Here is a 12,551-nt window from a genome sequence, read left to right on the forward strand (position 1 = left end):
CTGTCAGCCCTGGGATTGTCGCACCGGTGCGCGCGGCAATTTATGACTGCACGTAGTTGGCCGAATTGTGCTTCTTCAGCACCTCGTCGAAGCGGCGGGCAAAGGCATCGTCGGCGAGCTTCTTGCGGCGCTGGATATCGGCACTGGCGACCATGTTCTTCTCGTGCATCTCGAGAAGATCGCCAATGTGCTTCTGCGAAGCGGCGCCGATGCCGGCCATGGTTTCTTCCGCCGTGTTGTCGACCTGGCTGCCCAGCGTGTTGATCTTGTGAGCGACGTCCTGCTGCGCGGCGGTCTTCAAGGAATCTTCCAGCGCCTTGTAGAGCACGATGCGCTGTTCGGTATCGATGGTCAGCTTGTTGATCAGCGTCGACTGCGCGGCGATCTGGTTGTTGAGCGAATCGACGAAGGTCTGGAACATCGAGGTGTAGCGCTCGAGCGTCTGGCTTTCGGCCAGCAGTTCCTGCTCCTTGGCCTGCTTCTCGTTGTATTCGGTGGCGAGCTTGGAGCGTTCGCCCTCGAGCTGGGTGCGGTCCTTCTGGCTTGTCGAGGCGGCGATCTTGTTTTCGATGTCGAGCAGCATCGGGTTGAGTTCCTCGATGCGCTTCTGTACGGCTTCGAGGTTCGACATGGTGGTCTTGCGGCGCTCGATTACCTGCGACAGGCTGGCCTCGGAGGTCTTGTAGCGCTGGTCGAGAACCTCCTTCTGCGCCTTCAGGATGCCGACGATGGTGTCGGACTTGGCCAGAAGTTCCTGCAGATTGCCGGCCAGCGACATGTTGCGGACGCGGTCGGTGCGCATGCGCTGCTTGCGCTGGCTGGAGAAGACACCGACGAAGTTTTCCCAGCCGGTGTAGTTCTTCATGCTCTCGAACTCGGCGCCGAAGACGTTGGTGGCGTCCTCGAGGCCGATGATCAGGTCGGCAATGTTGCCTTCCATCACCTTCTGCTGCTTCAGCACATCCTCGATGCGGGCGTTCTCGATGTCGAAATTGGCGTCGCCGATCTTCTTGTCAGCGGTGGCAAGCGTGTCGAGCACGGTGCCGGACTGCTCGATCTTGGTGCGCATGTCCTGGACGACCTGCTTGGTCTTGGCAATTTCTGCATCGAAATTCTGCAATGTCGCCATAGGGGCCTCCCGCTTCGGCTTCCGGTCGCTGGTTGCGAACAGCGGCGAATATATGTGGGGCATCCGGGGATTGAAAGACGTGAAGACAAGGGTCGTGTGAAAACAAAAGAATCCGCCAAGGCCTTGAAAGACAATGCAGGTGGGGTCATGGCGTGATTAGCCGGTCAATCGGGACTGGTTCAGCTGTCATTGAACCTTCATGCCTGCAAAACAGTCAGCCCCCGCCGACGCGGAAATGCTGAATTCGGCAGGGGATTGAACCGGTTGCAGGCAAATATATCAGTGCGGCCGCACCGCACCGACGCCACTCAGGGCTTCGGATCGGCCTTCAGATAGGCGATGACATTGGCAATGTCGTCATCATTCGTCAGGCCACCAAAAGCCATTTTGTTGCCGGGAACTTTGAGCTTAGGGGCCCTGAGATACTCGGTGAGATTTGCCTCGTCCCAGACGAGACCGGCAGCGCCCGCACTCTTCATGGCTTCGGAATAATGGCCAAGGAAGCTTTCCGCGGTGCCTGCGGTGCGGCCGACGACACCCTTGAGATGCGGGCCAACCTTGTCGCGGTCGGTGGCCGCCTCATGGCAGGCCATGCAGCGGTTGAAGACGTGCTTGCCCTGCACCGGGTCGCCGCCGGCATGGGCGGCAATGGAGGTGACGATGAGAAGAAGGCTGGCTGAGGAAACGGCGCGAAGCATGGCTGACCCCGGAGAGCTCTGGCTGACGGCCTTATAGGACCGAGGCCTTAACAAACGCTGCACCGTGGCGAGTGGGGGGACCGGTCGCACCTGCTCGCGCCCTTCGCCGGCATCGGCCAGCATGTTCCCGCGCATGCATGGGGCTGGCTGGTCAGCATCGGTGTGCTGCACACCGGCATTGCCTATGTGCTGATGAACTCGGCCTTTCCGTGCCTGACGACGCCGGTGATCGGCATCATCACCTTCATCTTTCCGGTCGTTGCCATCATCATCGACTGGGCGGTCTACGGGCATCCGCTCGGGCCGGCGCAGGCCGCCGGCATGGCGCTGATCGCCGTGGCGACGCTCGGTGTCCGGCTGGGCTGGCGGTTTCCGCTGAGGCGTGTCTCTGCGGCCTGACGCGGGTCGCAGGGAAGCAGGATCAGGATTTCATGAAGCCGATGAAATCGTCGGGCGCGGCGCGGCCCATTTCTTCTTCCCAGTGACGGCGGCAGAGCGAGACATAGACATCCTTGCCGATCGCCACCTGTTCGCCCCGGTGGGCCACCTTGCCGTCCGGGCCGAGGCGCACGACCATCGTGGCCTTGCGGCCGCAGCGGCAAATGGTGCGCACCTCGCGCAGGTCGTCGGCGATCGCCAGCAGCGCGCGCGAGCCGGAAAACAGCTTGCCCTGGAAATCGGTGCGCAGGCCGTAGCACATGACGGGGATGTTCAGCCGGTCGGCGATGCGGGCCAATTGCCAGACCTGTTCTTCCTCGAGGAACTGCGCCTCGTCGACGAAGACGCAGTGCACCGTCGTATGGTCGTGATGCTCGGCGACGCGGGCGAACAGGTCGTCGCCGTCGCGGAACATCTCGGCTTCGGTCTCAAGCCCGATGCGCGACGAGATCAGGCCGCTGTCGCCTTTGCGGTAATGGCCGGCGACGAACAGCATCGTCGTCATGCCGCGTTCGCGATAATTATACGAGGCCTGCAAGAGCATCGTCGTCTTACCGGCATTCATCGTTGCGTAGTTGAAGTAGAGCTTAGCCATGCCGCCTTTACGGTCCGTTGATATTCAGGTGATGCCGGCCTGCAAATGGCGGTCCCCTGCGCTTCCCCGTTCTATTGCGTCGCAGTAGAACTGTGCTCACATACCCAAAAGTACGCTCCGCTCCGGTTCTCGGGCTCCACCATTTTCGTCTCGGCCTGACCTGAATCCAAACAGACCTTAAGCCGAGTTGCCTCTGCGCGGGGAGGGGCCGCTGGCGCATTCCCCTGAAAAAGCCGGCTCGCCGCTGAAAAAGATAAGCGGCGTGACAAAAGCGTCAGCCGTGTCGCTGATTGGCCAGCCCGCGCCGTTGATCGTGATTGCCTTAGCGCTTGAAACTACACCAGAATGGTGTTTGGCTGACGAAACAAGGCGGGCAGAGAAACCGTTACGACGCTTCGCCAAAGAATCACAATGGGAGACTAACTATGTCGCGTATGAATTCCTTCGTCGCCGGCCTCGGCCTGGCGGCATTGTTGTCCACCAGCGCCGCCTTCGCCGGTGACGCCGCAAGCTGCAAGACCGTGCGGCTTTCCGATGTCGGCTGGACCGACATCCAGGCCACCACCGGGCTCGCCTCGGTGCTGCTCACCGCGCTCGGCTACGAGCCGAAGGTGATCCAGCTGTCGGTGCCGGTGACCATGGCCTCGCTGAAGAACAAGGACCTTGACGTCTTCCTCGGCAACTGGATGCCGTCGATGACCAACGACATCAAGGACTATACCGCCGATGGCTCGGTCGAGACCATCAGCACGAACCTGACCGGCGCGGGCTACGGCATCGTCGTGCCGACCTATGTCGCGGACGCCGGCGTCAAGTCGCTGACCGACCTTGGCAAGTTCAAGGACAAGTTCAACGGCAAGATCTACGGCATCGAAGCCGGCAATGACGGCAATCGCATCATCCTCGACATGATCAAGAACCCGAAGGACAATCTCGGCGGCTTCGAGCTGGTCGAATCCTCGGAGGCCGGCATGCTGACGCAGGCCGAGCAGTCGATGAAGAACAATGAGTGGATCGCCTTCCTCGGCTGGACGCCGCATCCGGTGATGGGCGCCATGAAGATCACCTATCTCGATGGCATGGGCGATAGCGGCTTCGGCGCGGCCACCGTGTTCACCAATGTCCGCAAGGGCTACACCACCGAATGCCCGAATGCCGGCAAGTTCATCGCCAATCTGAAGTTCAATCTGGACATGGAAGGCCAGATGATGGACGCGATCCTCAAGGGCGGTGACGCCCAGACGGTCGCCACCGACTGGCTGAAGAAGAACCCGGACGCGGTCAAGCCGTGGATCGCCGGCGTGACCACCTTCGACGGCGGCGACGCCGCAGCGGCGGTCAAGACAGCGCTCGGAAGCTGAGCCGACTTCGCATCCGGCATGACCGGATGAAGATGGGCAGCCGTTTGACAAAGGGCTGCCCTTTTTCACATCCTGTGACAAGATGACGTTGCGACAGCGCGGGGCCGAAGGCAGAGCCCCGGTGGAAGAGGGGTGAGATGGATCCGATTTCCAAATTCATGGTCGATCACAAGATCCCGATCGGCGCCTGGGGAAAGTCCTTTTTCGGGTTCCTGACCGATAATTTCGACACCATCTTCAGAGCCTTCTCCAACGGTTTGAATTTCATTCTCGACGGGCTGGTCGACCTCCTGCTGATGGTGCCTCCGGTGCTGCTGGCGCTGGTCATCGCTGTCATCGCCTGGTTGCTGCAGCGCTCGCGGCCGCTTGCCATCGGCGTCTTTCTCGGCCTGATCTTCATCATCAACCAGAACCTGTGGAAGCAGACCGTGCAGACGCTGGTGCTGGTCGTCGCCGCCGCCGCCATGGCCATGGCCATCGGCGTGCCGCTCGGCATCTGGGCGGCGCACAAACCGAAGGTCTACCGTGTCATGCTGCCGGTGCTCGATCTGATGCAGACGCTGCCGACCTTCGTCTACCTGATCCCGGTCTTGACCTTGTTCGGCCTCGGCAACGCGCCCGGCCTCATCGTCACCATCATCTTCGTCATCCCGACCGCGGTCAGGCTCACTCATCTCGGCGTCGTCTCCGTGCCGAAGTCGATCATCGAGGCCGGCGAGGCGTTCGGCGCGACCAAGAGCCAGCTGTTGTGGAAGGTGGAACTGCCATCGGCGCTGCCCACCATCATGGCGGGTCTGACGCAATCGATCATGCTGTCGCTGTCGATGGTGGTGTTCGCGGCTCTCATCGGCGCCGGTGGGCTGGGCACGGAGATCAACCGCGCGCTCGGCTCGCGCCGCATCGATCTCGGGCTTGAGGCGGGCCTTGCCATCGTCGTGCTGGCCATCGTGCTCGACCGAATGACCCGCATTGGCGTTGGAGGCAAGAAATGACCGTCGCCGTCGATTTCAAGAACGTCGATATCGTCTTCGGCGCCGACCAGGCCGGTTCGCTTGCGATGATCGACAAGGGCGCCACACGCGCCGAAATCCTGGAGAAAACCGGCAATGTGCTGGGCTGCGCCGACGCCAGCCTCACCGTGCACGAGGGCGAGATCTCGGTGCTGATGGGCCTGTCGGGCTCCGGCAAGTCGACCCTGCTTCGGGCCGTCAACAGGCTCAACGTGGTGTCGCGCGGCCAGGTGCTGGTCAAGGACGGCGACAAGATCGTCGACGTCGTCACCTGCGACGAGCCGACCTTGCGGCGCTTGCGCCAGAAGCAGGTTGCGATGGTGTTCCAGCAGTTCGGCCTGCTGCCGTGGCGCACGGTCGAGGAAAATGTCGGCCTCGGCCTCGAACTTGCCGGCGTGCCGGACGCCGAGCGCAAGGAGCGCGTGCACAAGCAGCTCAAGCTGGTCAATCTCGACCAGTGGTCGAAGAAATATGCACACGAGCTGTCGGGCGGCATGCAGCAGCGCGTCGGCCTGGCCCGTGCCTTCGCCACCGAGGCGCCGATCCTGTTGATGGACGAGCCGTTCTCCGCGCTCGACCCGCTGATCCGCACCAAGCTGCAGGACGAATTGCTGCAGTTGCAGGCCGAGCTGAAGAAGACGATCATCTTCGTCAGCCATGACCTGGAAGAGGCGCTGAAGATCGGCAGCCACATCACCATCATGGAGGGCGGGCGCATCGTCCAGACCGGCGCGCCGGAAGACATCGTGCTGCGACCCGCCAACGACTATGTCCGCGACTTCATTGCCAATGTGAACCCGCTCTCGGTGCTGACCGCCTGGAACGTCATGCGCGACCGCCGCGACCTCGAGCACGGCGACAATGGCTGGGTGTGGCTAGACCGGCGCAAGACGACGCGCTTCAAGATCGACGATCACGGCCTGGTGGCGGCGGCCGAACGCGACGGGAAGCCGGCGGTGTGGGTGTCATGCGCCGATGTCGAGGCCCAGTCGGAGGAAGCCGCGCAAGTGTTCTGGGCAAATCCCGGCACGTCGCTGAAAACCGTCATGCTGGCCATGCACCGTTCGCAGACCGCCCCCGTGGCGCTGTTCGACGACCAGTCCCGCTTCGTCGGCGCCATCGGCATCAGGGATGTGCTGAGCGCGGTGTTGAGAAGATAGAGCGGTTCAGGTCGCGAGCGGCAGGCGCAGCTCCGTCAGCAATCCACCGTCCGGATGGTTGGACAGGCGGATCTCGCCGCCGGCGGCACGCGCGATGTTGCGGGCGATGGTGAGGCCCAGCCCAAGGCCGCCGGTCTGGCGGTTGCGGGACTGTTCGAGGCGCACGAAGGAGCCGAACACGGCATCGATCTGCGCCTGCGGGATGCCAGGTCCTTCGTCACGGATGCTCAGCGTGATCGTGCCGTCCGAGCGGTGCAGGCTGAGATGCGCCTTCTTGCCGTAGGTGACGGCATTCTGCACCAGATTGGTGACGCAGCGCCTGAGCGCCACCGGCCGCGCGATGCAGATCAGGCCGCGCGAACGGGTGTCGTCATTGTCGAACGAGACTTCCGGATAGGGGTCGGCGATCGATTCCACGAGCGACCAGAAGTCGATGCGCTCGGCCTTTTCCTCGTTCACCTCGAAAGTGGCGAAGTCGATCACGGAACTGGCGATGCTTTCGACATCGGCGAGATCATGCGCCAGCGCCTCGCGAACCGCCGATTTGCGCAACAGTTCGAGCCGCAGCCGCATGCGTGTCATCGGCGTGCGCAAATCATGGGCGAGTGCCGCGGCGAGATGTTCGCGGTCCTCGACATATTCGCGCAGCCTCTTCTGCATGGCGTTGATCGCCCTGGCGGCGGCCCGCACCTCGCGGCTGCCCGACTCGGCTATCGGCGGGTTTTTCAGGTCCTTGCCGATCCGGTTCACGGCGGTTTCCATCATCCGGTACGGCGCGGTCAGCCGGCGCAGCGACCAGATCGACATGATCACCACCAGGCCGGCGATCAGCGAATAGAGCGGCAGGCTGTCGAAGCTCAGGATCGGGCCGACGGGCGTGATCGGCTCGGTGAAGTTCAGCCACTGGCCGTCGGCGAAGCGCAAGGAAGCCGTCAGCTTGTCGCTCTGGGCGAAATCGGCGGCGAGCACCAGAAGGTCGCGCTCGACCTGGCCGATATCGGGGCCGGATGCCGTGCCGCTGGCGTCGTCGGCCTCACGCGTTGCCGGATCGCGCCGCACGCGCGCATCGGTGATGCCGAACTTCGACAGCCGGCCGACGAGAATATCCTCGAGTTCAGCCAGTTCGTCGTCGCCGGCGATAGAGGAGGTGACGGCGGGCGTGTCCGAGACGGTAAGGGCGTAAGTCGAGTTGAACAGGCCCGCCGCGGTTGCCTTGCGCTCCACGGGCGTGGCGCCGCTCATCAGCTGAACCAAGGAGAAGGCGCGGTCGTTGAGCCGGTAGAGGTCGACCACGTCATTGGCGGCGGCGCGGTCGCGCGACACGATATAGAGGGTCGCGACCTGGCTGATCAGAAGGCCGGCAATGACGATCAGCAGCACCCAGACAGGCAAGGTCTGCGGCAGGAAACGTCTCATTCGGAGGTCGTCTCGGGCAGGAACTGGTAGCCGCCGCTGCGCACCGTCAGGATCAGTTTCGGCGTTTTCGGGTCATCTTCCATCTTGCGCCGCAGCCGGCTGACCAGGATGTCGATGCTGCGGTCGAAGGAATAGTCGCTGTCGCCGCCGGAGAGCTCGATAAGCTGGTCGCGGGTCAGCACGCGCTGGGCGCTCTTGACGAAGGTCTGCAGCAGGTTGAACTCGGCCATGGTCAGCTCGACCCTGACATCGTCGGGCGCCGTCAGCCGGCGCCGCGAACAGTCCATCGTCCAGCCGGCGAAACGGTAGATCTGCTTGGTGGTGGCGCGTTTCGGTTCGGAAGTACCATTGCGCCGCAGCACGGCACGGATGCGCGCCAGGAGTTCGCGCGGATCGAAGGGCTTGGGCACATAGTCGTCGGCGCCCATCTCCAGGCCGACGACGCGGTCGGTGGTCTCGGTGACGGCGGTCAGCATGATGATCGGCGTCGTATACTGGGCGCGCAGGTCGCGGCACAGTTCCAGCCCGCTCTTGCCGGGCAGCATCACGTCGAGCACGATGAGGTCCACCTGCGCGCGGCGCAGGACGGCCTCCATCTCGGTACCGTCGGCGGCAACCGAAGTGTGCAGGCCTCGCTTCTGGAAGAATTCCTGAAGCAGGTCGCGGATGCCCTTGTCGTCGTCGACGATCAGTATGTGTGCGTCGGATTTCACGAGCTGCCCTGTCTCGATTGCCGGCCAAGTCATTCCTGGCAGGTGAGCCACACGATAGAATTCGGGCCATATGTTGGCCAGTGCCTTGCTTTTCAAGGGAGAACGAATTCGGCCTTCTCCACATGGAAAGCGATGGCCGTGCTGAAGCTTTCTGTTTTCATGCGTGCGGTTCCAAAACCGGGACCGATTTGGACGATACGCATGAGGTGGGCGGGACAGACACAATCCAGAAACAAAATTCTACAATTGGGAAAAACTCCTGAAAAGGTAGGGCGGCATAACGGTGCCGTGGCGGTCAGATTACCGGCTGCGACGCAAAATCTCCGGGTTCACGGAAAAACCAATGCCAAGCTTGTCGATCAGTTTGTTGGGTGCGTTGCTGGGCCTTGGCCTGGTCACCGCCGCTGCTGGACAATCGGACGCAAAGGCGCCGCTCACCCGGAGCGAACGGTGCGCCAATCTCAGCCACCAATTTGATGAAGCCCTCGAAACCCATGCCACGGCAACGCAGGTCACCGCGGCAAAGGCACTTCAGAGAAAGGGCAACCGGTATTGTGCTGCCAAGAAACAGGCACAGGGCATCCGGATGCTCGCCAACGCTTTGAAGCTACTTGGAGTGACACCGAACGACCCGGTCCAGTGACGCTCAAAATCGACCCGCATAAAAAGGAAATGAAGCCATGAAAAAGTCCCTCCTGTCGGCCCTCGGTCTCTCCGTTGCTTTTGCCTTCTCGATGCCGGCTCTTGGCAACGCTGCCGCCACCACGACCGCTGCCCCGGCTGCCGCTACCACGACCACAGCTCCGGCCGCTGCCGCGACAACCACCGCACCGGCCAAGGCTGCTCCGAAGAAGGTTGCCAAGAAGGCCGTCTGCAAGGTGACCAAGAAGCACAAGTGCCCGGTCAAGAAGGCCCCTGCCAAGGCGGCCCCCGCGAAGGCAGCCCCCGCCATGGCGGCCCCGAAGGCTGCTCCGAAGAAGCCCTGATCAGTTTCGAGGTCAGTTCTAGCAAGGCCGCCCCGCCGCAACCGGCTGGGGCGGCCTTGCGCCGAATGCATGGTCGATGACCTGAACACCGGCGGCTTCCAGCCGCGCATCTCGATCGTGCTTAACCCGTTTGCAACGCCGGTCTTGTAGGACAATCCGCATGAAGAAGCGGCTTTCGTCCATTTTACGTTCGATGGTGATCGGCGGCCTGGTTGCCACCGGTGTCGCCAGGGTGCTGATTCTGCTCACCGCCAGCCCCGTGCCCGATCCTGCCAGTGGCCGCACTGAGCCCTCGCTGTTCGCGCCGATAATTTCCAGCAACTGGGACTACATCACGCCTGTCCAGGCGTGGCTGCTGATCGTGCTGCTTGCCGTGACGCTGGTCTGCGTTGTCGGATGGCCGATCGCGGCCTGGATGGAACGCCGGGCGGATGCCGGCGCGAACCGCCGTATGTTCGGCCGCCAGGGCCGTTGAACCGCGCCCGACAATTTCCCACATGATTGTGAACGACCGGGCCGGCCCGCCGGCCGCCCGCATGCCAATCAAAATGGACGATCGCTGCCGCCCGTGGCAAAATACCGGGTAAAGCCCGATCGCGAAACTGTCGGTTCCGATGCCAGAAATCACCACAAAACCGCGAACCAGGGTCAAGCCGCAGACCGAGCGGCCGAAGCTCTACAAGGTCATCCTCATCAATGACGATTTCACGCCGCGCGAATTCGTGGTGACGGTGCTGAAGGGCGAGTTCAAGCTCAGCGAGGATCAGGCGCACCGCATCATGATCACCGCGCACCGGCGCGGCGTCTGCGTGGTCGCGGTCTTCACCAAGGATGTCGCCGAGACCAAGGCGACGCGAGCCACCGACGCCGGCAAGGCCAAGGGCTATCCGCTGCTGTTCACGACCGAGCCGGAGGAGTGAGGAGGGGTTCTTTCCTTCTCCCACAAGAAGGAAGAGGCGCTATGCTACCGTCCTTCGCGGTACCACATCGATCCCATCGCCAGGAGCAGCAGGCCGAGGCCGAGGAAGCCGCCGAACAGCGGCACGCGCGAGACGGCCTTCAAGACGCTGTCGTCGGTGGTGCGCAGGCCGATCCAGTCGCTGCCGGAGGCATCGCCGGCCGAGCGAACCGGCACGATGGACGGCAGGGTCACGTCGCTGCCGAGGGCCGTCGATGACGCCAGCCGGCGCACGCTGCCGCCCGTGGCTTCCGCCGGTGCCTTCAGCCGGTTTTCGGTGGAGATGACATCGGCGAATTCCGGCGCATTGACCGGTCCGACATGGGCGAGCGCGGTGAGATCGCCATTGGCGACCTGGAAGAGGCCGATCTCGTTGGTCTGGACGCTGCCGAGGAAGACGCCGGGCTCGGATTTATCGAGCTTGACGGTCACCGTCTTGCCCGAGGGCGTGATGATCTGCGCGGAGCCTGGATCGTCGGCCATGGTCTGGCGGCGGATCTCCAGCACCATGCCGCGTCCCTCGGCGGTCAGCCGCTCTTCCTCGAGCTCGGGTTCCTTCATCAGCCAGTGGGCGATGCGCCTATAGAGCTGGACGTGCGGACCGCCGCCCTCGAAGCCGCGCGCCCACAGCCAGCCCTGGTCGGACAGAAGCATGCCGACGCGGCCTTCGCCCTTGCGATCGAGCAGCAGCAGGGGCCGGTTGTCGGCGCCCTTCATCACCACCTCGCCTTGCGGGTTCTGCACGCCGATGGTGCGGAACCAGCGGCTCCAGTGCGGCGGCTCGGTGGCCGAACCATCGAGACCGCGCGTCACCGGGTGACGCTGGCCGAGGTCGGTGAGACGCGGATAGAAGGCCTTTTCGACCACTTCGCCGGTCGGCATGGCGGGCAAAGCCGACATCAGCGGCGTGCGTGCGATTGAAGCCTCGCCGGCATATTCGGGGCCGGCGGCGATCAGCAGGGCGCCGCCCTTTTCGACATATTCGGAGATGTAGTCGTAATAGAGGATCGGCAGCACGTCGCGGTGCTGGTAGCGGTCGAAGATGATGAGGTCGAAATCCTTGATCTTCTCGACGAACAGTTCGCGCGTCGGGAAGGCGATCAGCGACAATTCGTTGATCGGCGTGCCGTCCTGCTTCTCGGGCGGCCGCAGAATGGTGAAATGGACGAGATCGACCGAGGCGTCCGATTTCAACAGATTGCGCCAGGTGCGCTCGCCCGCATGCGGTTCGCCCGAAACGAGCAGCACGCGCAAATTCTCGCGGATGCCGTCGACCAGCGCGATGGCGCGGTTGTTGGTGTCGGTGAGTTCGCCGGGTTCGCGGTCGATGGCGAGTTCGATGATGTTGCGACCGGCGCCGGGGATTGTCACCTGCAGCGGCATGGCCTGGCCCACGGTGGCATGCTCGACCGAGACCTGCTCGCCATTGACCGAGACGCGCACATCGACCGGGCCGGCTTCGTTTTCGGTCGAGATGACGCGGTAGGTCATGTCGAGCGGCTTGCCGACGATGCCGAAACGCGGTGCGTTCTCGAAGCGGATGCGGCGGTCCTTTTCGTGGTCGTTGCCGGTGATCAAGGCGTGCAGCGGGGCGTTGAAGTCGGGCGCGCCCGGGGGCGCGTCGTGCACCTCGCCATCGGTGATCATGATGGCGCCGCCGATGCGCGACGGCGGCACGTCGCGGAAGGCGCCTTCCAGCGCGCCGAACAGCCGTGTTTCGGTACGCTCCTCGGCGGCATCGGACTTCCCGGCCTCGACGACGCGGACGTCGAACTGCTTGAAGCGGCCTAGACGCTGCTGCAGTCCGGCGAGCGCTTCATCGGTCTGCCTGGTGCGGTCGCCGATGTCCTGGCTCTGGCTGCGGTCGACGATCAGCGCGACGACGCTTTTCAGCGGCTCGCGCTCCTCATTGAGGAACACCGGGTTGAACAGGGCGGCGGCCAGCGCCAGCAGGGCGATGAAGCGCAGGACACCGCCGCGTTGGCGAAACCACAGGCCGACAAGCGCCAGCAGCGCCAGCGGCACCAGCACGAGGGCCAGCAAAGGCCAGGAGATCAGCGGTTCGAAGGAGATCGACCAGTTCATTG

The 12,551-nt window shown here is 63.3% G+C and carries 14 protein-coding genes; 8 read left to right on the forward strand and 6 right to left on the reverse strand.

What is annotated here, in order from left to right; genetic code table 11:
* Positions 1-40: 40 nt before the first annotated feature.
* On the reverse strand, positions 41-1,129 hold the full coding sequence (locus FJ546_RS08745) for a hypothetical protein (protein WP_095773710.1): 1,089 nt from the start codon (positions 1,127-1,129) through the stop codon (positions 41-43).
* Between the two features lie 308 nt (positions 1,130-1,437).
* Entirely contained in the window at positions 1,438-1,827 is a 390-nt protein-coding gene (locus FJ546_RS08750) for a cytochrome c family protein (RefSeq protein WP_140888974.1), read from the reverse strand.
* A gap of 90 nt (positions 1,828-1,917) precedes the next feature.
* Between FJ546_RS08750 and FJ546_RS08755 the strand changes: the two genes are divergently transcribed.
* Positions 1,918-2,226, forward strand: a complete 309-nt coding sequence (locus FJ546_RS08755) for an EamA family transporter (RefSeq protein WP_348641971.1) — start codon at positions 1,918-1,920, stop codon at positions 2,224-2,226.
* Positions 2,227-2,248: 22 nt separating this feature from the next.
* Here FJ546_RS08755 and FJ546_RS08760 read toward each other — a convergent pair whose 3' ends face one another.
* Complete coding sequence (locus FJ546_RS08760) at positions 2,249-2,860, reverse strand: thymidine kinase (protein ID WP_038649140.1); 612 nt, start codon at positions 2,858-2,860, stop codon at positions 2,249-2,251.
* A 425-nt stretch (positions 2,861-3,285) separates the two neighbouring features.
* On the opposite strand from FJ546_RS08760, the gene FJ546_RS08765 reads away from it, so the two are divergent.
* From FJ546_RS08765 to choV, 3 genes are all read left to right on the forward strand, one after another.
* Positions 3,286-4,221, forward strand: coding sequence for a choline ABC transporter substrate-binding protein (locus FJ546_RS08765; RefSeq protein ID WP_140888975.1), 936 nt, complete (start codon positions 3,286-3,288; stop codon positions 4,219-4,221).
* 137 nt (positions 4,222-4,358) lie between these two features.
* Entirely contained in the window at positions 4,359-5,213 is an 855-nt protein-coding gene (gene choW, locus FJ546_RS08770) for a choline ABC transporter permease subunit (RefSeq protein ID WP_069092996.1), read from the forward strand.
* Positions 5,210-6,391 (forward strand): choline ABC transporter ATP-binding protein, encoded by a 1,182-nt coding sequence (gene choV, locus FJ546_RS08775; RefSeq protein ID WP_019860704.1) that lies wholly within the window; start codon positions 5,210-5,212, stop codon positions 6,389-6,391. Before choW ends, choV begins: the two co-directional genes overlap by 4 nt.
* Positions 6,392-6,397: 6 nt before the next feature.
* On the opposite strand, the gene FJ546_RS08780 is transcribed toward choV, so the two are convergent.
* Both FJ546_RS08780 and FJ546_RS08785 read right to left on the reverse strand, forming a co-directional pair.
* Complete coding sequence (locus FJ546_RS08780) at positions 6,398-7,807, reverse strand: ATP-binding protein (RefSeq protein WP_140888976.1); 1,410 nt, start codon at positions 7,805-7,807, stop codon at positions 6,398-6,400.
* Complete coding sequence (locus FJ546_RS08785) at positions 7,804-8,520, reverse strand: response regulator transcription factor (RefSeq protein ID WP_095773711.1); 717 nt, start codon at positions 8,518-8,520, stop codon at positions 7,804-7,806. The genes FJ546_RS08780 and FJ546_RS08785 overlap by 4 nt, the downstream gene beginning before the upstream one ends.
* 343 nt (positions 8,521-8,863) lie before the next feature.
* Between FJ546_RS08785 and FJ546_RS08790 the strand changes: the two genes are divergently transcribed.
* The 4 genes from FJ546_RS08790 (at position 8,864) to clpS (ending at position 10,426) form a co-directional block, all read left to right on the forward strand.
* A complete protein-coding gene (locus FJ546_RS08790; RefSeq protein WP_095773502.1) occupies positions 8,864-9,163 on the forward strand; it encodes a hypothetical protein in 300 nt (99 codons plus the stop codon).
* A gap of 37 nt (positions 9,164-9,200) precedes the next feature.
* On the forward strand, positions 9,201-9,506 hold the full coding sequence (locus FJ546_RS08795; RefSeq protein ID WP_140888977.1) for a hypothetical protein: 306 nt from the start codon (positions 9,201-9,203) through the stop codon (positions 9,504-9,506).
* A gap of 160 nt (positions 9,507-9,666) precedes the next feature.
* Complete coding sequence (locus FJ546_RS08800; RefSeq protein WP_140888978.1) at positions 9,667-9,981, forward strand: hypothetical protein; 315 nt, start codon at positions 9,667-9,669, stop codon at positions 9,979-9,981.
* Between the two features lie 139 nt (positions 9,982-10,120).
* Positions 10,121-10,426, forward strand: a complete 306-nt coding sequence (gene clpS / locus FJ546_RS08805) for an ATP-dependent Clp protease adapter ClpS (RefSeq protein ID WP_140888979.1) — start codon at positions 10,121-10,123, stop codon at positions 10,424-10,426.
* Between the two features lie 44 nt (positions 10,427-10,470).
* Here clpS and FJ546_RS08810 read toward each other — a convergent pair whose 3' ends face one another.
* On the reverse strand, positions 10,471-12,549 hold the full coding sequence (locus tag FJ546_RS08810; RefSeq protein ID WP_140888980.1) for a hypothetical protein: 2,079 nt from the start codon (positions 12,547-12,549) through the stop codon (positions 10,471-10,473).
* Positions 12,550-12,551: the final 2 nt, after the last annotated feature.

The organism is Mesorhizobium sp. B2-4-19, from assembly GCF_006441315.1.
Classification (GTDB): domain Bacteria; phylum Pseudomonadota; class Alphaproteobacteria; order Rhizobiales; family Rhizobiaceae; genus Mesorhizobium.

What these genes read in the sequence shown, in the direction of transcription:
- FJ546_RS08780 (WP_140888976.1), bottom strand. Translation starts at nt 7,807, where the DNA reads ATGAGACGTTTCCTGCCGCAGACCTTGCCTGTCTGGGTGCTGCTGATC.
- choW (WP_069092996.1), top strand. Translation starts at nt 4,359, where the DNA reads ATGGATCCGATTTCCAAATTCATGGTCGATCACAAGATCCCGATCGGC.
- FJ546_RS08800 (WP_140888978.1), top strand. Translation starts at nt 9,667, where the DNA reads ATGAAGAAGCGGCTTTCGTCCATTTTACGTTCGATGGTGATCGGCGGC.
- FJ546_RS08810 (WP_140888980.1), bottom strand. Translation starts at nt 12,549, where the DNA reads ATGAACTGGTCGATCTCCTTCGAACCGCTGATCTCCTGGCCTTTGCTG.
- clpS (WP_140888979.1), top strand. Translation starts at nt 10,121, where the DNA reads ATGCCAGAAATCACCACAAAACCGCGAACCAGGGTCAAGCCGCAGACC.
- FJ546_RS08765 (WP_140888975.1), top strand. Translation starts at nt 3,286, where the DNA reads ATGTCGCGTATGAATTCCTTCGTCGCCGGCCTCGGCCTGGCGGCATTG.
- FJ546_RS08750 (WP_140888974.1), bottom strand. Translation starts at nt 1,827, where the DNA reads ATGCTTCGCGCCGTTTCCTCAGCCAGCCTTCTTCTCATCGTCACCTCC.
- FJ546_RS08790 (WP_095773502.1), top strand. Translation starts at nt 8,864, where the DNA reads ATGCCAAGCTTGTCGATCAGTTTGTTGGGTGCGTTGCTGGGCCTTGGC.
- FJ546_RS08795 (WP_140888977.1), top strand. Translation starts at nt 9,201, where the DNA reads ATGAAAAAGTCCCTCCTGTCGGCCCTCGGTCTCTCCGTTGCTTTTGCC.
- FJ546_RS08760 (WP_038649140.1), bottom strand. Translation starts at nt 2,860, where the DNA reads ATGGCTAAGCTCTACTTCAACTACGCAACGATGAATGCCGGTAAGACG.
- FJ546_RS08745 (WP_095773710.1), bottom strand. Translation starts at nt 1,129, where the DNA reads ATGGCGACATTGCAGAATTTCGATGCAGAAATTGCCAAGACCAAGCAG.
- choV (WP_019860704.1), top strand. Translation starts at nt 5,210, where the DNA reads ATGACCGTCGCCGTCGATTTCAAGAACGTCGATATCGTCTTCGGCGCC.